The 17,937-nt window shown below is 53.9% G+C and carries 15 protein-coding genes; 7 read left to right on the top strand and 8 right to left on the bottom strand.

The features are described 5' to 3' along the window. The first annotated feature begins 28 nt into the window (after window positions 1-28). On the top strand, window positions 29-1,216 hold the full coding sequence (locus D9A02_RS06930; protein ID WP_120500247.1) for a biopolymer transporter ExbB: 1,188 nt from the start codon (window positions 29-31) through the stop codon (window positions 1,214-1,216). A gap of 3 nt (window positions 1,217-1,219) precedes the next feature. Continuing rightward, window positions 1,220-2,779, top strand: coding sequence for a peptidoglycan -binding protein (locus D9A02_RS06925; RefSeq protein WP_120500246.1), 1,560 nt, complete (start codon window positions 1,220-1,222; stop codon window positions 2,777-2,779). Window positions 2,780-2,783: 4 nt separating this feature from the next. Here D9A02_RS06925 and D9A02_RS06920 read toward each other — a convergent pair whose 3' ends face one another. The 3 genes from D9A02_RS06920 to gloB form a co-directional block, all read right to left on the bottom strand. Then, window positions 2,784-3,758 carry a M23 family metallopeptidase gene (locus tag D9A02_RS06920; protein ID WP_120500245.1) on the bottom strand — a complete coding sequence of 325 codons (975 nt, stop codon included), beginning with the start codon at window positions 3,756-3,758 and terminating at the stop codon, window positions 2,784-2,786. Further along, window positions 3,755-6,085 carry an ATP-dependent Clp protease ATP-binding subunit ClpA gene (clpA, locus tag D9A02_RS06915; protein WP_120500244.1) on the bottom strand — a complete coding sequence of 777 codons (2,331 nt, stop codon included), beginning with the start codon at window positions 6,083-6,085 and terminating at the stop codon, window positions 3,755-3,757. Before clpA ends, D9A02_RS06920 begins: the two co-directional genes overlap by 4 nt. Before the next feature lie 164 nt (window positions 6,086-6,249). Next, complete coding sequence (gene gloB / locus D9A02_RS06910) at window positions 6,250-7,017, bottom strand: hydroxyacylglutathione hydrolase (protein WP_120500243.1); 768 nt, start codon at window positions 7,015-7,017, stop codon at window positions 6,250-6,252. A 63-nt stretch (window positions 7,018-7,080) separates the two neighbouring features. Here gloB and D9A02_RS06905 point away from each other — a divergent pair, with 63 nt between their 5' ends. Continuing rightward, window positions 7,081-7,827 carry a class I SAM-dependent methyltransferase gene (locus D9A02_RS06905; protein ID WP_120500242.1) on the top strand — a complete coding sequence of 249 codons (747 nt, stop codon included), beginning with the start codon at window positions 7,081-7,083 and terminating at the stop codon, window positions 7,825-7,827. A 4-nt stretch (window positions 7,828-7,831) separates the two neighbouring features. Here D9A02_RS06905 and D9A02_RS06900 read toward each other — a convergent pair whose 3' ends face one another. From D9A02_RS06900 to D9A02_RS06885, 4 genes are read right to left on the bottom strand one after another with little or no spacing between them, the layout of a single operon-like run. Beyond that, window positions 7,832-8,128, bottom strand: a complete 297-nt coding sequence (locus D9A02_RS06900) for a 4a-hydroxytetrahydrobiopterin dehydratase (protein WP_120500241.1) — start codon at window positions 8,126-8,128, stop codon at window positions 7,832-7,834. Beyond that, the gene (locus D9A02_RS06895; RefSeq protein ID WP_120500240.1) at window positions 8,125-9,312 is read right to left on the bottom strand and encodes a GNAT family N-acetyltransferase; all 1,188 of its coding nucleotides are present in this window, start codon (window positions 9,310-9,312) and stop codon (window positions 8,125-8,127) included. Before D9A02_RS06895 ends, D9A02_RS06900 begins: the two co-directional genes overlap by 4 nt. A gap of 27 nt (window positions 9,313-9,339) precedes the next feature. Then, complete coding sequence (locus D9A02_RS06890) at window positions 9,340-10,107, bottom strand: glycerophosphodiester phosphodiesterase family protein (protein WP_120500239.1); 768 nt, start codon at window positions 10,105-10,107, stop codon at window positions 9,340-9,342. Then, entirely contained in the window at window positions 10,104-10,565 is a 462-nt protein-coding gene (locus D9A02_RS06885) for a RidA family protein (protein WP_120500238.1), read from the bottom strand. Before D9A02_RS06885 ends, D9A02_RS06890 begins: the two co-directional genes overlap by 4 nt. Before the next feature lie 266 nt (window positions 10,566-10,831). On the opposite strand from D9A02_RS06885, the gene D9A02_RS06880 reads away from it, so the two are divergent. Continuing rightward, window positions 10,832-11,662 (top strand): VacJ family lipoprotein, encoded by an 831-nt coding sequence (locus tag D9A02_RS06880; RefSeq protein ID WP_120500237.1) that lies wholly within the window; start codon window positions 10,832-10,834, stop codon window positions 11,660-11,662. Further along, window positions 11,655-12,257, top strand: coding sequence for a phospholipid-binding protein MlaC (locus D9A02_RS06875; RefSeq protein WP_120500236.1), 603 nt, complete (start codon window positions 11,655-11,657; stop codon window positions 12,255-12,257). Before D9A02_RS06880 ends, D9A02_RS06875 begins: the two co-directional genes overlap by 8 nt. Window positions 12,258-12,812: 555 nt before the next feature. Here D9A02_RS06875 and D9A02_RS06865 read toward each other — a convergent pair. Further along, the gene (locus D9A02_RS06865; protein ID WP_120500234.1) at window positions 12,813-14,987 is read right to left on the bottom strand and encodes a transglycosylase domain-containing protein; all 2,175 of its coding nucleotides are present in this window, start codon (window positions 14,985-14,987) and stop codon (window positions 12,813-12,815) included. Window positions 14,988-15,234: 247 nt separating this feature from the next. On the opposite strand from D9A02_RS06865, the gene D9A02_RS06860 reads away from it, so the two are divergent. Beyond that, entirely contained in the window at window positions 15,235-16,557 is a 1,323-nt protein-coding gene (locus D9A02_RS06860; protein WP_120500233.1) for an ammonium transporter, read from the top strand. 543 nt (window positions 16,558-17,100) lie between these two features. Continuing rightward, window positions 17,101-17,850: a VPLPA-CTERM sorting domain-containing protein gene (locus tag D9A02_RS06855; RefSeq protein WP_120500232.1), complete on the top strand. Its 750-nt coding sequence runs from the start codon at window positions 17,101-17,103 to the stop codon at window positions 17,848-17,850. The last annotated feature ends 87 nt before the right edge of the window (window positions 17,851-17,937 follow it).

Below are 17,937 nucleotides of genomic sequence, written 5' to 3'. Positions count from 1 at the left end.
AAAAGAACCAGTGCCGGGAGGTGTCCAGATGGGCCAGCCGGACCGCGAGGTCGAGCCGCAGTTTTCGCACCCAGTCCGTCAAATCATGCTGATGTTGATCGTTCTGGGCCTAACAGGATTAGGTGCCTTTCTGGCGCTTCCAAGGGTGTTGCCGATATTTGAGGCGAACCCTTACCTGAACGGATTCATCCTGTTTGTCTTTGCCATCGGGGTCATTGCCTGCTTTTGGCAGGTGCTACAACTGATCGGATCTGTGCGCTGGATCGAAGGCTTTGCCGCGCAACATCCCGGACATGAATTTGTCAAAGCACCGCAATTGTTGGCGGCTCTAGCCACATTGCTGCGCCAACGTGGGGCGCGTATGCAGATTGCATCAACCTCGGCCCGGTCCATTTTGGATTCGGTGGCCCAGCGTATCGATGAAGCCCGTGAAATCACCCGTTACATCGTCAGCATGTTAATCTTTCTTGGACTTTTGGGAACGTTTTACGGCCTAGCGACAACCGTACCTGCTGTTGTCGACACCATCCGCAGCCTTGCCCCGCAAGAGGGTGAAGGCGGTGTCGAGGTGTTCAATCGCCTGATGACAGGGCTTGAGGCACAGCTGGGTGGCATGGGCGTAGCCTTTGCCTCGTCGCTTTTGGGGCTTGCCGGGTCATTGGTTGTCGGGTTGCTGGAATTGTTTGCAGGACACGGACAAAACCGGTTTTACCGCGAGCTGGAAGATTGGATGTCAACCATCACCCGGGTTGGTTTTGCGGGGGGCGACAGTGATGGCTCGGGCGAGCCTGACGTTGCCGTCGCAGCACTGGAACAGATGATGGGCCAGATGGACACGCTGTTGATGACGTTGGCAGAAACGGACCTGAGCCGTGCAACGGTTGATGAAAAACTTGGTGCTTTGTCGGATTCGGTCGAGCGATTGACGCACCGGCTGGGCGAAAGCAATCCGACCAACTCTGCGCTGATGCGGGTGGCCGAGGGGCAAGAGCGGCTGATCAACCATCTGGAAACCCAACCTAAAGACAACACTGTTGAAGCCGGATTGGATGCGGAAAGCCGGATGCGCCTGCGTTCGATCGATGTGCAGATGCTACGTATTTTGGAAGAAATCAGCGCCGGCCGTCAGGAAACAATGACCGAGATCCGTACCGATCTGGCAGCCTTGTCGCGAGTTTTACACCAGAACGGCCCCGGCCGCGGACGGGGGGAGTAAGCCATGGCGCTGTCACGGCGAACCGGACAGCGATTTCAGGCTGCAATCTGGCCCGGATTCGTCGATGCGATGACCGGGCTGTTGCTGGTCTTAATGTTCGTGTTGACAATTTTCATGGTGGTGCAGTTTGTGCTGCGAGAGACCATCAGTGGGCAAGAAGATCAGTTGGACGAGCTGTCTGGCGAGGTTTCAGCGCTGGCACAGGCGCTTGGGCTGGAGCGTGATCGCAGCAAATCGTTGGAAGAACGTGTAGGTGCGTTGACCGCGACATTGTCAGACGCCCGTGACAAACAACAACAACAGGAAAACCTGATTGGCGCACAGCAGCGCGCATTGGAGTCTGCGGAAAATCGCATTGCCAGTTTTGAAGAACAGGTTGCTGGCCTTTTGGCGCAACGCGATTCCGCTCAAAACCGGATTGCGGATTTGGAAGGGGAGCGCGCCGCGCTGGTTTCAGAACAGGAGGCTCTGAACTTGGCCCTTGCTGATTTGCGTGACGAAGTGGATGCCAATGCCGAAGTCGCGCGGCTGGCGGCGGCGAAACGCGAAGCGCTGGAGGCGTTGATTGCAGATCTGGAGCGCGATAAATCGGAAACAGATTCGAAACTGAGTGACAGTCTGGCCGAAGCTGCGGCGGCAGAGGCTTTGCGTGATAAGCTCAAGAACGCGGATGCAGAGCTGACGGTGATGACGCTGGCGCTGGAAGAACAGCGCAAACAGGCGGAGGAGACGCTGCTATTGTTGGCCGCGGCAGAAGCCGCCAAAGAAGAAGCTGAAACCCTGCGCAACTCGGACCAAGACCAGCAAGCTGCGTTGCTGGAGATTACCAAAAAACGCCTGAGCGAGCAGGAAGAAATGGCCATTGAGGCCCAAAAACAGCAGATCTTGCTGAACCAGCAGGTTGCGGCATTGCGGCAACAATTGTCCAGTATGCAAGCGTTGTTGGACGATGCCAATGTCAAGGCCGCGACCAGCGACATTCAATTGCAATCGCTGGGGCGAGACCTGAACTCAGCATTGGCTCAGGTCGCCGCTGAAGAGCGCCGCCGCCGGGAGTTGGAAGAGGCCGAACGTATACGGCTGGAGGCGGAAAAGCAGGATCTGGAGAAATACCGTTCTGAATTCTTTGGTCGCTTACGCGAAGTGTTGGGCACACAGGAAGGCGTGCGCGTTGTCGGTGACCGGTTTGTGTTTTCATCGGAAGTTTTGTTCGCACCGGGCCAAGCGCAATTGTCCTCTGCTGGACAGGCCGAGCTGGCCAAGGTGGCAGGCATACTGGCGCGTGTAGTGAGCGACATTCCCGCCGAGATCGACTGGGTTTTACAGGTTGATGGTCATACCGACGACATCCCACTGTCCAGCCGTGGTAAAATTTCTGATAACTGGGAGCTTAGTCAGGCGCGGGCCTTGTCGGTTGTCCGTTATATGATTGGGGCCTTCGGGTTTCCGCCTGAACGTCTGTCAGCTAATGGATTTGGTGAATTTCAACCTGTGGACCCCGCTGATACGGCAGGCGCCCGCGCGCAAAACCGGCGGATTGAACTGAAGTTTACGGGCAAATAGAGGTTTAATCCGAAACTGATATCACACTGTGACGTACTGCCAGCACCTGTCCCTTACGTTCGAGTAGGGCCGTTCCGTGGTAGCTGCCAACTGGCCACCCTCCTGCGGGACTTTTGCGGCCAAAGGCGCGAAACAGATGAATCTGCGGGTCATCAAGGATGATCGCTTTCCTAAAAATCTCGCCGTCAGGTCCTGTCGCAAACAAGCTTAAAACGTCTCCTGACTCAGCGTAAAAGGCGTGACCGTATAGAACCAAAGGCAGGTCGGGCTGGCCGTGCGCCACACGGGCCGCGCCTGTGCTAACATCATTCAATGTGGGTATAGCAGTTGAAAACCCTGCGGTAAAAAGCCCTGCACGATGATATGATGGGGTTTCCGACCACAGGTCTTGATCTTCGTTTTGGCCGCACTCTTGTGTCTGTTGCGGAGCAAACGGATCGATCTCTTCATCATCTTTCGTAACCGAAAAGTGCACATGTGGGAAATTCGTCAGGCCGCTTAAACCTACCTGACCAACCGGCTGTCCGGCCTGTACCACGTCGCCGCCTTGGACCAAAAGCGACCCTTTTCGCATATGGCAGTACAAGGTTTTCCAACCATCTCCGTGATCAATTCGGATGCCATTTCCGCACTCTTGCCCCTTGATCTGATCCAAATTTTCCGGAGTAAACGCGACATCCGCAACCCCATCGCGTACAGCGCTCACAACGCCGGGTGCAGCGGCCAAAACATCGACCCCTTCCTGCATCGCCTCAAAAGACAACAAACCGATATCGGTTCCATGGTGGCCGTCACGGCTTTTTAGCCCACAGGTATAATCCCGCTGGTCCTCGCTGGGGTCAGCATCGACATAATCTTCTATATAACAGTTTTGCCCCAAGACACAGTCCAGGGGCAAAACAAGTGTCGGCGCTTCGGCCAGAACCGGTGCAGCAAGCACATCGATCAAAGTCCCGCACCACAGGATATGTCGCTTCATTCCGCTGTCAGCAGCGGTGGTTTTTTACCGGAGATCCGGGGTTGCACCGGGCCTTCGAGGCGTAAGTCAATCTTGCCGTCTTTGACCCCGACTTTGACGATACCACCTTTGGCAAGCTTACCAAACAGCAATTCCTCAGCCAGCGGCTTTTTGATGTGCTCCTGAATGACGCGGCCCAGTGGTCGAGCACCCATCCGGTCATCATAGCCCTTGTCCGCCAGCCACTCTGCCGCTGGGTTGGTCAGCTCAATCGTGACATTGCGGTCCATCAGCTGCGCTTCAAGCTGAAGCACAAACTTTTCAACCACCTGCAAAATCACATCTTTTGGCAGTGGGGCAAACGAAATCACTGCGTCCAGACGATTACGGAATTCAGGTGTGAACGTGCGTTCAATCGCTGCTGTGTCCTCGCCCTCGCGTCGATCACGGCCAAAACCGATTGCCGATTTGGCCTGCTCGGATGCGCCCGCATTCGAGGTCATGATCAAGATCACATTACGGAAATTGACCGTCCGGCCGTTGTGATCGGTCAAGCTGCCGTGATCCATCACCTGCAGCAGAATATTGAACACATCCGGGTGTGCCTTTTCGATTTCATCGAGCAATAGCACACAGTGCGGGTGTTGATCGACGCCATCCGTCAACAGACCACCTTGATCAAACCCAACATAACCGGGGGGCGCACCGATCAGACGGGACACCGCATGTTTCTCCATGTATTCCGACATGTCGAACCGCAAGAGTTCCACGCCAAGCGTGTCGGCCAATTGCTTGGCCACCTCAGTTTTACCGACACCGGTTGGGCCGGCGAACAGGTAGTTACCGATGGGTTTTTCCGGCTCGCGCAGACCCGCACGTGACAATTTGATCGCCGATGACAGGGCCACGATTGCCTTGTCCTGACCAAAGACCACCCGTTTGAGGGATTTCTCAAGATCCTTAAGCACCTCGGCATCGTCTTTAGAGACATTTTTGGGCGGAATGCGGGCGATTTTTGCGACCACATCCTCAATCTCTTTGGTACCGATCGATTTGCGCCGTTTGGATGCCGCCAGCAAGTGCTGTGCCGCGCCAGCCTCGTCAATCACGTCGATTGCCTTGTCGGGCAGTTTACGGTCATTGATATAACGCGCCGACAGGTCCACCGCAGACTTGATCGCATCGTTGGTATATTTAACGCTGTGGTGTTCTTCAAAGTAGGGCTTGAGACCTTTGAGAATCTTCACCGCATCTTCAACGGTCGGCTCTGCCACATCGATCTTTTGGAAACGGCGCGACAGGGCGCGGTCTTTCTCAAAGTGCTGGCGGAATTCCTTGAAGGTTGTCGATCCCATGCACCGCAGTTTGCCACCTTGCAACGCAGGTTTCAGCAGGTTCGAGGCATCCATAGCCCCGCCCGATGTTGCGCCCGCACCGATAACAGTGTGAATTTCATCAATGAACAACACTGCGTCAGGATGATTTTCCAACTCAGTCACAACCGCCTTCAGCCGTTCCTCAAAGTCACCGCGATAGCGGGTTCCTGCCAGCAATGCCCCCAGGTCCAATGAGAAAATCGTAGTTTTTGACAGAACTTCAGGAATTTCGCCCTGGACAATTTTATGCGCCAAACCTTCGGCGATAGCGGTTTTCCCAACGCCGGGGTCGCCGACCAACAGAGGGTTATTTTTGCGGCGGCGGCACAGCACTTGAATGCAACGCTCAACTTCGGCATCGCGGCCGATCAACGGGTCGATGTCGCCACTGCGCGACTTCTCGTTCAGGTCAACGCAGTACTTTGATAAGGCAGATTCGCCAGCCTCGACTGCATCACTCTCTTGTGCTGTCTGCCCAGCGTTTTCTTCATCGCTTGCGCCCTGCACCGGGCGCGCCTCGCCAAAGGCCGGGTCTTTGGCCACGCCGTGGGCAATAAAATTCACCGCGTCATATCGGGTCATTTCCTGTTCTTGCAGGAAATACGCAGCATTTGATTCGCGCTCTGCAAAGATCGCCACCAGTACATTTGCACCGGTAACCTCGCTCCGCCCAGAAGACTGCACATGAATGGCTGCGCGTTGAATCACCCGCTGGAACGCGGCGGTGGGCACGGCTTCGGATCCATCAATGTCTGTCACGAGATTGACCAGATCTTCATCAATGAATTCAACCAAAGTCTTGCGCAATTCGTCGGTGTCAACGCTACATGCCTTAAGCACGTGCGATGCATCAGGTTCATCAATCAATGCCAAAAGCAAATGCTCCAGCGTCGCAAATTCATGCTGGCGTGCATTGGCCAATGCCAGTGCTGAATGGATTGCCTGTTCCAGTGTGTTCGAAAATGAAGGCACGTCTGGGGCTCCTTCTGATCTGGGTCGGGACGTTATGGTACTTATGTGCCCAACCTTAGGCCTCATGTCTTAAAGTTTGGTCGATATAGCCGCAGCTTCAAGGCTTTTCTGTTCAAATTCGTTCAAATTCCCCAACAGTGTGCGGAATAAAGTGATTTTGTTTATCAAAAGCGGTCTTTTCGCTGCCGAATTTCCGCAAAAGTTGTCTCAGCATCCACACCCTCCATCCCAAGTTGGGCTTGGAGGATGGAATTCCCGGCGCGCAAGAACGGATTTGTTGCCAGTTCTTCAGCCAAAGTTGATGGCACGGTCGGGCGGTTTTCAGCGCGTGCCGCGTCAATCTCAGCCGCCCGCTTCTGAAGCGCTTCGTTCTCTGGATCCACACTTAGGGCAAAGCGCGCATTGGATTGAGTGTACTCATGACCAGAGTAAATGACAGTATCCTGTGGTAATGCCGCAAGCTTTTGTAAACTTTCCCACATTTGAGGCATCGTGCCCTCAAAGACGCGGCCGCAGCCCAGCGCCATGAGGCTATCAGCAGTGAACGCTACTGAGCTTTCTGGAAAATGGATGGCGATGTGCCCAACCGTATGCCCAGAAACATCCAAGACATGACCCGTTTGTGATCCGACCGCAACAGAATCGCCCTCGCCTACAGCCACATCAAGCGGCGGCAAACGATGTGCATCTGCTGCGGCACCAATCACAGTGGCTGGAGCAGCAGCCAGAAGTTCGGTAAGGCCATCGACGTGGTCATAATGGTGATGAGTCAGAAAAACATGACTTAACGTCCAGCCTGTGCGTTCCAATGCGGCGAGAATCGGGGCGGCCTCAGGCACGTCAATAACAGCGGTTTGTCCGGTCTCGGCATCATGAGCCAAAAAGGCATAATTGTCAGACAGGCAGGGAATCGTTTCGATTTGTAAGGCCATGATGTTTCCCCATTTTATGGTTACTGTTAAGGTGAAGACTGACCGATCACAGGCCGGACCGCAATGCATCTTGATGTGCAGGATTTGAGAAACTTCTATTACCGCAGCCCGCTTGGCCGGGCGGTGCAAAAAACTGTGCGCGCAGAGCTGGCAAAATTGTGGCCCGAATCAAAGGGTCAAACCGTTGCTGGATACGGGTTTGCAGTGCCTTTTCTACGGCCCTATCTGGCCGATGCCCGCCGGGTGATTGCATTGATGCCTGCACCTCAAGGGGTGATCGGCTGGCCCTCAGATGGGCCAAATATCTCGGTTCTGTGCGAAGAAACGCTTTGGCCGATTGAAACCGGGCGCCTGGACAAGCTTTTGATCATGCATGGGTTGGAAACCTCAGAAAACCCCACCGCCCTGCTTGAAGAGTGCTGGCGCGTTCTAGGTCCGGGTGGCTCGGCCTTGTTTGTGGTGCCCAACCGGGCGGGGCTGTGGTCGCGCTCAGACAAGACGCCATTTGGCTTTGGTCGCCCCTATTCGCAATCTCAACTGGAGGCACAACTCAAAGAACATAGTTTCCTGCCTGAACGCCACGCCACGGCCCTCTATCAACCACCGTCAAACAAAGGGTTTTGGCTCAAAACTGCTGGGATGTGGGAAACGTTTGGTGGAAAACTGTCTGTTGTCGTCTCGGGCGGCGTATTGATCGTACAGGCCAGCAAGCGGGTTCAGGCGCCATCCGGACCCGGATTGCGCGAAACGGTAAGAAAACCGCTTGAGGTGCTCAAACCGAAGCCCAAGCCCGAAGCCAAACCAGTTTAGATCATCACTCTGTTAGGCTGTCCATTTTGCGTGCCAGTTTAACGTCAAGCGCACTAAGTCCATCAACCTCATGTGTGGTCAGCACCACCTCGACCCGATTGTATACATTGAACCATTCTGGATGGTGGTTCCATTTCTCGGCCCAGATCGCGGCGCGGGTCATAAAACCAAAAGCCTCAATAAAGCTTTTGAATTTGAATTCCTTCTTGATCGCGTCGCGTCCTTCGACAACAGACCAACCCGTCTCTTGCAATGGTGTTAACGTGGTTTTCCGGGCGGTATCGCTTAATTTCTCGGTCACTCGTGGTCCTCCACATTTGGTTTCCGGAACGGTCCATATTCCGTCATGATCTCAATATCCTGTTCCACTGCGTCGCGTTCGGCCAGCAGATAGCTTTGTATCGCCTCAGCAAACCCGTCATCCGCCACCCAGTGCAGGCTATAGGTATTCACTGGCAAATATCCGCGTGCCAGTTTGTGTTCCCCCTGTGCACCGGCCTCAATACGTTGCAGGCGATGGGAAATCGCAAAGTCCATCGCCCTATAATAGCACAATTCAAAATGCAGGCAGGCGTGATGCTCAACACAGCCCCAATACCGGCCATAAAGTGCTGATCGCCCAATCAGGTTCATCGCCCCGGCAACGGGTTGATCATCGCGCAGCGCAAGCACCAGTAAAATGTCATCGCGCAGCGTGTCATGCGCGATATCAAAGAACGCCCGCGTCAAATAAGGCTGTCCCCATTTGCGAGCCCCAGTGTCCTGATAGAATTCCCAGATCGCATCCCAATGATGGGGTTTGATCCCATCCCCCGTCAACGTGACAATCTCGCCGCCGAAATCGTTGGCAGTGGCACGTTCTTTACGGATATTTTTGCGCTTACGTGAACTCAGAGACCCTAGAAAATCATCAAAGCTGCTGTAGCCCTCGTTGATCCAATGAAATTGCTGCGACGTTCGTTGCATCAAGCCCAGATCAGGCCCTGCGTGCCATTCATCAGCATCGCAAAACGTGGCGTGCAGAGATGACAAGCCATTTTGCCGGGTCAGCTGGATCGCCCCCTGCGCCAGCGCCTGTTGACCGGCTTGTTCGCACCCCGGGCGGGTTAAAAACCGTCGTCCGGTGACCGGGGTGAACGGCACAGCAATCTGGAGCTTGGGGTAATACCGCCCTCCAGCCCGTTCCCAGGCATGGGCCCAGTTATGATCAAAGATATACTCGCCCTGACTGTGACCCTTTGCATAAAGCGGGGCGCAGGCGATCACCTGGCCGTTTTGTTCAGCTGTCAGGTAATGAGCTTCCCAACCAGTGCCGGGGCCGACCGACCCACTGTCCTCCAGCGCCTTGAGAAAGCGATAGGTAGTAAAAGGATCTGCGGGGCGTGAACCCTCTTGCGCCTCGGGGCAGGCGCAAGCGTCCCAATCTTCTTGTCCGATTGAGGCGAGCGTTCCGTGGCGGGTTATGATGATCTCGTCTTCGCTCACGCGGCCCCCTGCCCCATTCTGCGTTTCTTAGTCAGGATGCTGTGCGAGATATTTCTCAAAGGTCACGTTGTCCGCAATCTCACGTGCCTTGGCCTCATCCTTTGCGGATTTCACTGTCCAACACAACACCGTAGCACCCGCGGACTTCAGCTCGGCCACACGCGAACGAGCCAGATCAGACCATTGGTGCGAGATGAAAGAAGCCTTGCATCGATCATAATCCGGGATGTCGCGTAAATGGCGGCGTGTTTTGGCTGATAGATGCGGCTCATCCACCATGCGGTAACCACTGGTCACCAAACCGCGTGGCACCTCTGGCAACAGCTCCGCCAACCGGGCAACAGGATGCGGGTTGAAGGACATCAGGGCCACGGGGCCATCGTATCCAGCCAGATCACGGGCAACAGCCTGTTCCAGCACGCCGTCGGTTTCGCCCATCTTGCCGTGTTGATCTTTGAGTTCCACCAGCAAGGGAACCTGCCCAGCCACAAGGTCCAGAATTTCGGCAAAGCCGGGTACGCCCTCATCGCTGCCACTCAGGATGACGCAACCCAGCTCCGCTGCGCTAAGCTGTTGAACTTTGCCTTTTTCACCAGTCAATCGAGACAGATCATAGTCATGAAAAACCATGGCCTGCCCATCACTGGACATTTGCAGATCGATCTCGATCCCATAGCCCGCATTTATGGCGGCTTGGATCGCTGCGCGCGAATTTTCAGGTCGCCCATCCACCTTGTCGTGCAAGGCCCGATGGGCGATCGGTATCTGGCGGAATGCCTCTGGCAGTGGCATCATTTGATCTGGAAAATACCTTCGATTTCAACGGCAACACCAAATGGCAAAGAGGCCGCGGAAACAGCTGAACGCGAATGCTTGCCAACATCTCCCAGTGCTTCGCCGATGAAGTTTGAGGCCCCATTCACGACCTGAGGCTGATCAGTGTAATCAGCTGTCGAATTCACAAAACCAGTCAACTTGATCACTTGCACCAAACGGTCAAGATCGCCACCACAAGCAGCCTTGACTTGCGCCAACAGGGCGATCGCACAAACCTTTGCCGCCTCAGCACCGGCCTCAGTGCTCATGTCATCGCCCATTTTTCCTACAATCAGACCATCGTCACCTTTTGAGATCTGGCCCGATACATAAACGATATCACCGACCTGCATATAAGGCACATAATTCGCGGCAGGTGCCGGTGCATCCGGCAGAGTAACACCCATTTCAGCCAGTTTTGTTTCGAACGTTCCCATTTCTCAACCCTCCAGAGTTCAAATTCAGCTGGACGCTATCCAATCCGCCAAACAAAGAAAATCGCAAAACGAACACAAATACAGATTTTGTCGGCCCGGATACCGATGAAGGCCTGCGCATTACAATAAATTACAAATGGATTCTCTGGTCACTATTGTGACCCCGGCATCACATCAATATATAGTGACAAGAATTAAAGCTGTGATATTTCGCCTAATCGTTTATGTAGCGGCCTGAACACTCTAACCGTGGTTGTTATCTGATCATGAATATATCTACTTTTTTGCAAGAGCGCGCATGCGCCGCCCTGGCCCTGATCAGCGTTTCGCTGCTAACCGCATGCGCAAGCCCCGGTGCTGACCACGTCGCTGGTGCGCCCTTTGATCCTTATGAGGAACGCAACCGGCAAATCCACGCCTTTAACAAAAGCGTCGACCGGAATTTGTATCGGCCTGCTGGCAAGGGATATAGCGATTTCTTGCCGGATGATCCAGAAACTGCAATTGGTCGATTTGCCTTCAACCTCGCAATCCCAAGCGATATTGTGAACAACATACTGCAGCTCAACATGCGTGGCGCATTTCAGGACACGGGCCGCTTCTTGGTGAATTCAACGGTGGGACTTGCTGGCTTTTTCGACCCTGCAACCGAACTGAACATGGCACAGCCAACCAATACCAATTTTGGCGAAACCTTACACGTCTGGGGCGTAAAACAAGGCGCTTATGTTGAACTGCCTTTCCTCGGCCCCTCAACCGAGCGAGATACCGCCGGAATGATTGTAGACATTTTCACCAACCCGATCACCTATTTGCTGGCTTATCCCAACAATCTTTATGGTACGGGGGCCGCGTTGTCGGCCAATGTCGCACGGCGCGGTCGATATGCGGATGCGATCGATTCAATTTTGTACGAAAGTGCAGATAGTTACGCAGCAAGTCGGTCACTTTATCTACAAAATCGCCAATACACATTAGGACAAGAAGGTGAGGGTGCCTATCTTGATCCTTATGATGATCCATATGGCTCCCCTAGCGGTGATCCGTATGGCGACCCATATAGTGATAGTGAAGTTAGTGAGGACACCAATGAATAGCGAACTTTCCCGCCGTGCTGTAATTGGCACCGCAATGGCCGCAGCCGTGGCAAGCCTGCCGCTTCCAGCATTGGCGTTGACCGATGCTCAGGCCGAGGCGCTGGTCAACAAGGTTGTTGGCGAAATCAACAAAGTTATCGCCTCTGGCAAGTCTTTGAATTCGATGATCAAGGACTTTGAGCGGATTTTCAGCCGCTATGCAGATGTGAACATTATCGCGCGTTCTGCCCTTGGCCCTGCGGCAAAAACCGCAAGCAAATCTCAGATGCGCAATTTCACCAAAGCCTTTCAAGGCTACATTGCCCGCAAATACGGTAAACGGTTCAACGAATTCGTTGGCGGCCGGATCGAGGTCAAAGGCACCCGCAAGGTCAAATCCTGGCAGGAAGTGAAATCACTGGTTTATCTGCGCGGCTCTGCACCGTTTAACGTCAATTTTCTGGTTTCGGACCGTTCGGGCAAAGATTTGTTTTTCGATATGGTCATCGAAGGCATCAGCCTGCGCCTGACAGAGCGTACTGAAATTGGATCGTTACTGGATAAAAATAAAGGCAACATCGACAAGATGATCGCCGACCTGAAAAAAGCAGGCTAACGCAAGCCATACGAATGTCATGACGCCCGGATATTCTCCGGGCGTTTTTTATGATCATGCGCAAAACTCTGTTGGCCTGCGATACGAGATAAATTCGACGCTTCGGTTTTTCTGTGCACCCGAGGCTGGCATGGACCTTGGAATTAATGATATCACGTCAATATCGGCCCCTTTTCACCCAGAACGGATCTTTCATGAGAACAATTTCTGTGTCGCTATTACTGTCATTACTGTTGGCATGCGCGCCCGTGTCTGAAGACACTCCGGGGACGATTTACAAAGTTGGCGGTGGACAAGTAACTATTCTTGCAGACAAAAAGCATGGCCAAACCGCAACTCCCACAAAGAGGATGATTGAACAAGCTCAGGAAGTTTGCCCCAGCGCGACCTATCATTCAGCACTGCCGTCCGTAACGGATTTCAATATGTACGAGTACGTATTCCACTGTTGAGATCGCGTTGCACAAGTTTCACAACACTCAACGGTTAAGAAACACGGCCACGCCGATACTGACGATATACACATCAAGCATCTGGCCAATTGGCCTGGACCTATTATTGCCCAAAAATATCCCGGATTACGTTTTCGATTATGCTGTCGCGTTTTTTGCGCCGGTTTTTCTGTTTTTGGGTCCGTGGCTGAGTGGGCTGCGCCGCTTTCCGGCTTGGTTTGGGTGCCACCATTGGTAGCGGGCGCGCGGGCAGGCCTTCGTGCACGCGGACCATAGTTTCGCGCCAAATCTCGGCAGGCAGGCCGCCGCCAGTGACCCCTGACAGTGGTTTATTGTCATCGTTCCCCATCCACACGCCGGCGACATAATCCGCGGTGAAGCCCAGGAACCATGCATCGCGCGCGGATTGCGTTGTGCCGGTTTTACCAGCTGCCTGACGATCAGGAAGATTTGCCCGTTTGCCCGTGCCGCTGGTGACAACCTTGTTCATCATATACATCAGCTCTTGCGCGGCGGCCTGACGGATGACCCGCTCGCCAATCCCACCTTCGGTGGTCATCAGCGGCTCATCATCGCCCTGCAGGCGCAGATCAACCAAGCCGTAAGGTGTCACGGAAGAGCCGCCATTCAGGATCCCGGCATAGGCCCCGGACATCTCGACCAATGTGCTTTCGGATGCACCCAAGGCCAGCGCCGGACCTGCGGCCAGATCGCTTTCGATACCGAAGTCGCTGGCGACACGACGCACCAGATCAAGGCCGGATCGTTCGGCCACCTTCACCGCTGGAATGTTCAATGAGTGCTGCAAGGCATAAGTCAGGGTCACGGGACCGGCGAACTTTCGGTTGTAGTTTTTGGGGCACCATTTGCCAGAGCCCGGAATATTCAGACAGTAAGGTTCATCCACGACAATTGTGTCAAACCGTTCACCCAGTTCAAGCGCGGTGGCATAGACAAACGGCTTGAAGGCCGATCCTGTTTGACGCTTGGCCTGTGTCGCCCGATTGAAAGCGCCTGAGACCTTGCTTTTGCGCCCGCCCACCATGGCGCGCACCGCGCCGTCGGCGGACATAATGACAATTGCGGCCTGCGCCTTGGAACCTTCGCGTACTTTGGTTTCGAATACAGTTTTTAACGCCTCTTCCGCAGCCTTTTGCAGGCGTGGATCCAAAGTGGTGCGGATCACGACATCTTCAGTCGTGTCGCGGGTGAAATACTGCGGTGCGGTCGCCATGACCCAATCGGCAAAATAGCCCCCTGCTTGAGCCTCGGCGGCATCACTGAGCACCGCTGGGCTGGCGATTGCGGTCGCAGCATCTGTTGCAGAAATATATCCCTGATCACGCATCAGGCCGACCACAACCGAGGCTCGATTTTGTGATCGCTCCAGATTGTTGGTCGGGGCGTTTGTCGAAGGCGCGGTCAATAGCCCGGCCAGCATCGCGCTTTCTCCAATGTTCAGTTGCGCGGCACCTTTGCCGAAATACCGTTGTGCGGCTGCTTCAGCCCCAAACGCCCCTCCGCCAAGATATGCCCGATTCAGATAGATCGACAGAATTTCATCTTTGGAGTATTTCACCTCCATCGCCATGGCGTAGATCGCCTCTTTGGCCTTACGTGTCAGCGACCCGCGGCGACAATCAGCATTGTAATCCGCCTCAGAGTCCCACTCAGCCTCGTCATATTCATTCCCAAAGCACAACAACTTGGCAGTCTGTTGTGTCAGCGTTGAACCACCGTGCCCCTGCAACGGCCCGCGGCCTTCGCGCAGGTTGATCCTAACGGCGCTGGCGATCCCGATCGGATCGACCCCAATGTGATATTTAAAACGCCGGTCCTCGGTCGCGACAACTGCGTTTTTCAGATGGCGGCTGACGTTTTGCGCGGTGATAACACCGCCAAACTGATCGCCGCGCCATGCAAAGACCTCTCCATGACGATCCATCAGGGTTACAGATCCCCGCGCGCGCCCATCCAATAAAGTGTCAACGTCCTCTAGGGTGACATACGTCAGCGCCACCGCGATTCCAACGACAAGCGTAACCACAGCCGTAACTCTCCAAGTCACTGCCCAGATCAGCCCAAACACCCAGCGAAATATGCGTCGGAAGAACCGTGTCACCATGTTGCCGCCGGTAATAGGTTTACGCTTTGCACGGGTTTTCCGCTTAGGCGCTGCCTTTTTCTTTTTCGCAGGCTTCTTTTTCGTCGCCTTTTTCGACGCCGTTGTACGCTTGTCCGCCACAAGACGGGGTGTTTTTCGACCTGAGTTACTCATGCTCGTCCTGCCCGGGACCTGTTGTTGATTTACTTTACACTGCCGCCACCAGAAAGTTGACCCTTCTTTATGAGGCGTTGATGTTTTTATACTGCCTTCATTTTAGGCAACCAGCCCAAAGCGTGTATTTCATGCGCAAAATTGGCTTAGTTTTTCACCAGATCCTATCGAATTCCTGTCTCTGACCCCTCTCAACGGTTTTGCTGCACCTGCAAACATGCGGACCCGACGCAAGGAGACCCTAACAATGAAGGCCCGAACCTTATCCCTATTGAGCTTGACGCTTATGACTTTACCAGTCCACGCCCAAGCCCAAGACACCCCTCTTATCGCCCAAAACACCGAAATCGGTTTCATCTTTACCACGTTCATGTTTCTGATTTCCGGCTTTTTGGTGTTCTTCATGGCCGCCGGCTTTGCCATGCTGGAAGCCGGGCTGGTGCGCAGCAAGAACGTCACCATGCAACTGACCAAAAACATGGCGCTCGTCTCGCTGGCGTCGGTCTTTTACTACGTTATCGGTTACAATTTGATGTATCCGGGTGATGGCTGGACCATAGATGGCATTATTGGTGCATTTGCCGTGGCTGAAATGGAGCCCGTCGGATTGGCTCGGGCCGAACCTGACCTCAGCTACGCCTCGGTTGGGTCTGATTTCTTCTTTCAGTTGATGTTCTGCGCCACCACTGCTTCGATCGTGTCAGGGGCCCTGGCCGAGCGGATCAAACTGTGGCCTTTCCTCGCCTTTGTCGTTGTACTAACCGCGCTGATCTACCCGATCCAGGCCAGCTGGAAATGGGGCGGCGGTTTTCTTGATGGCATGGGTTTTCAGGATTTCGCCGGATCGACCATCGTGCATTCCGTTGGCGGCTGGGCGGCCCTCACTGGTGCAATCATTCTGGGGCCGCGGCTGGGCAAATATAAAAAGGGTCGGATCACTGCCTTTCCGGGATCGAACCTTGCGCTTGCTACACTAGGTACCCTAATTTTGTGGCTTGGTTGGTTCGGCTTTAACGGCGGCTCGCAGCTTTACATGGACAGTGCGGGCAATGTCGCCGACATCAGCCGGATCTTTGTCAACACCAACACGGCTGCCGCCTCGGGTGCACTTACAACGCTGGTCCTGACGCAAGTCATGTACAAAAAGCCTGATCTGACCATGATCCTGAACGGCGCGCTGGCTGGACTGGTTGCGATCACGGCAGAGCCGTTGGCGCCCTCCTTGCCACTTGCCACGCTGATCGGCGGTATCGGTGGCGCAATCGTTGTCTTTACCGTCCCACTGTTGGACCGCCTACAAATCGACGATGTGGTCGGTGCAATTCCAGTTCATCTGTGCGCTGGGATTTGGGGCACACTGGCGGTCGTGCTCAGCAATAGTGACGCCAACCTGATGACGCAATTAACTGCAATTGTCATTATCGGCGCCTTTGTCACTGTCACCTCGACTTTGGTGTGGTTGACGCTGAAGTCTGTCTTTGGCCTGCGAGTTGATGAGCAAACCGAAATCGATGGGTTGGACATGTCGGAGCTGGGAATGGAAGCCTATCCCGATTTCACCACCGGATAAAAACAACGAGTTACATAACACTTAACTGAGGCGCAGAACACATCTGCGCCTCAGCGCTTTCGAATATAAGATGCGGGGGTTTATCTGCATGTAAAAGCTGTCGGGCTTGCAATGAAACGGACATTATACCGCACACCAGAATCACATGATTGCACCGGAACGCAGACACATGATTGCCTCATTTCTGACAACAATCCGTTTTCAAATTTCACCTAATGTGTGCTGTGTATTCGATAAAGCAGCGCCAGATCTCTCTAATTTTTAGCCGCAAAGCTTAAACATCACCTCTTGGGGGATTTCTAAATTCATTTATAATTTACACATAATCATAATGGCTTAGTTAATTTTTGAATCTCATTTCCACTTTAGTACCACATTCTTTGCGGTCACACCGAGCAATTAGACACCGCAGTTAAACACAGATTATCCGGATGGAATTTCATGTTCTTTTCAAGGCGTAATTGCGACACAAAAGGATCTGAAATAGTGACATATGGAAAACCCGCTGCTATGGTGTGGCAGGTTTAGATTTTGGAGAATTTTATGTATTACAAATCATTATTGGCCAGTGCCGTGGTTGCCATGGCGATTACTGGCTCGGCGCAAGCCGCAACTGTTAGCTTATTTTCAGACCCATCTCATGGGGATGTCGGCGGAGAAGTCGCTAACCAGAGTGCAGATTTGACCGCCACCGGCAATACCGTGAACGCCTTTTCCGGCACGGGAGATGCTGCCTGGGCAGCCGCTTTGGCTGGAGCTGATGCAGTGGTCATTCCAGAACTGGAAGTCGACGGCGTTTCAGACAACCTGTCAGCCTCAACCCTTACAGCGATTGCAGATTTTGTCACTGCAGGTGGCAACCTTGTGACGACTGGCGTTTTCGGTCAGGGCCTTACCTTCATCAATGATGTCTTTGGAACCAGCCTCACGGGCACACAATTTGTACCGGATTCCAGCATTACGGCGACAGGTCTTCTAACAGAATTTGGCGCAGGCCCTGCGACCTTGACCAGTTTGGACGCTGTCGATGGCGCAAATCTGGCCTCGCTTGGCGGCGCAACTTCTGTATATGAAACCGGCGCTTTCTCGACCGTCTTCACCTTTGGTTTCGGAAACGGCAATGTGACCTTCCTTGGCTATGACTGGTTTGATGGTCAGGATGGAGATTGGGCAACCGTTCAAGACATCGCAGTTAATCTTGGTGCAAGCCAGATTCCACTGCCTGCAGGCATGCCACTCTTGCTGGCTGGTCTCGGTGCGTTTGGCATTGCCCGTCGCAGTCGCAAAGCCTGAGTTAGGCAAAGCGACCCTCATCTGCGCTTCGGTGTTGCTGAGTAGATAATCACACAAGCGGCCCCCGAGTGGGGCCGTTTTTCTTTT

Origin of the sequence: Roseovarius sp. EL26 (genome assembly GCF_900327775.1) — a bacterium.
Taxonomy (GTDB): domain Bacteria; phylum Pseudomonadota; class Alphaproteobacteria; order Rhodobacterales; family Rhodobacteraceae; genus Roseovarius.
The sequence above is the reverse complement of the archived record's forward strand: the minus strand, read 5'-3'. Positions and strand labels throughout refer to the sequence as shown.

Bases quoted from the DNA above. Each gene is read 5' to 3' on its own strand.
- D9A02_RS06930 (WP_120500247.1), top strand. From the start codon at position 29: ATGGGCCAGCCGGACCGCGAGGTCGAGCCGCAGTTTTCGCACCCAGTC.
- D9A02_RS06925 (WP_120500246.1), top strand. From the start codon at position 1,220: ATGGCGCTGTCACGGCGAACCGGACAGCGATTTCAGGCTGCAATCTGG.
- D9A02_RS06920 (WP_120500245.1), bottom strand. From the start codon at position 3,758: ATGAAGCGACATATCCTGTGGTGCGGGACTTTGATCGATGTGCTTGCT.
- gloB (WP_120500243.1), bottom strand. From the start codon at position 7,017: ATGGCCTTACAAATCGAAACGATTCCCTGCCTGTCTGACAATTATGCC.
- D9A02_RS06905 (WP_120500242.1), top strand. From the start codon at position 7,081: ATGCATCTTGATGTGCAGGATTTGAGAAACTTCTATTACCGCAGCCCG.
- D9A02_RS06890 (WP_120500239.1), bottom strand. From the start codon at position 10,107: ATGATGCCACTGCCAGAGGCATTCCGCCAGATACCGATCGCCCATCGG.
- D9A02_RS06885 (WP_120500238.1), bottom strand. From the start codon at position 10,565: ATGGGAACGTTCGAAACAAAACTGGCTGAAATGGGTGTTACTCTGCCG.
- D9A02_RS06880 (WP_120500237.1), top strand. From the start codon at position 10,832: ATGAATATATCTACTTTTTTGCAAGAGCGCGCATGCGCCGCCCTGGCC.
- D9A02_RS06875 (WP_120500236.1), top strand. From the start codon at position 11,655: ATGAATAGCGAACTTTCCCGCCGTGCTGTAATTGGCACCGCAATGGCC.
- D9A02_RS06865 (WP_120500234.1), bottom strand. From the start codon at position 14,987: ATGAGTAACTCAGGTCGAAAAACACCCCGTCTTGTGGCGGACAAGCGT.
- D9A02_RS06860 (WP_120500233.1), top strand. From the start codon at position 15,235: ATGAAGGCCCGAACCTTATCCCTATTGAGCTTGACGCTTATGACTTTA.
- D9A02_RS06855 (WP_120500232.1), top strand. From the start codon at position 17,101: ATGTATTACAAATCATTATTGGCCAGTGCCGTGGTTGCCATGGCGATT.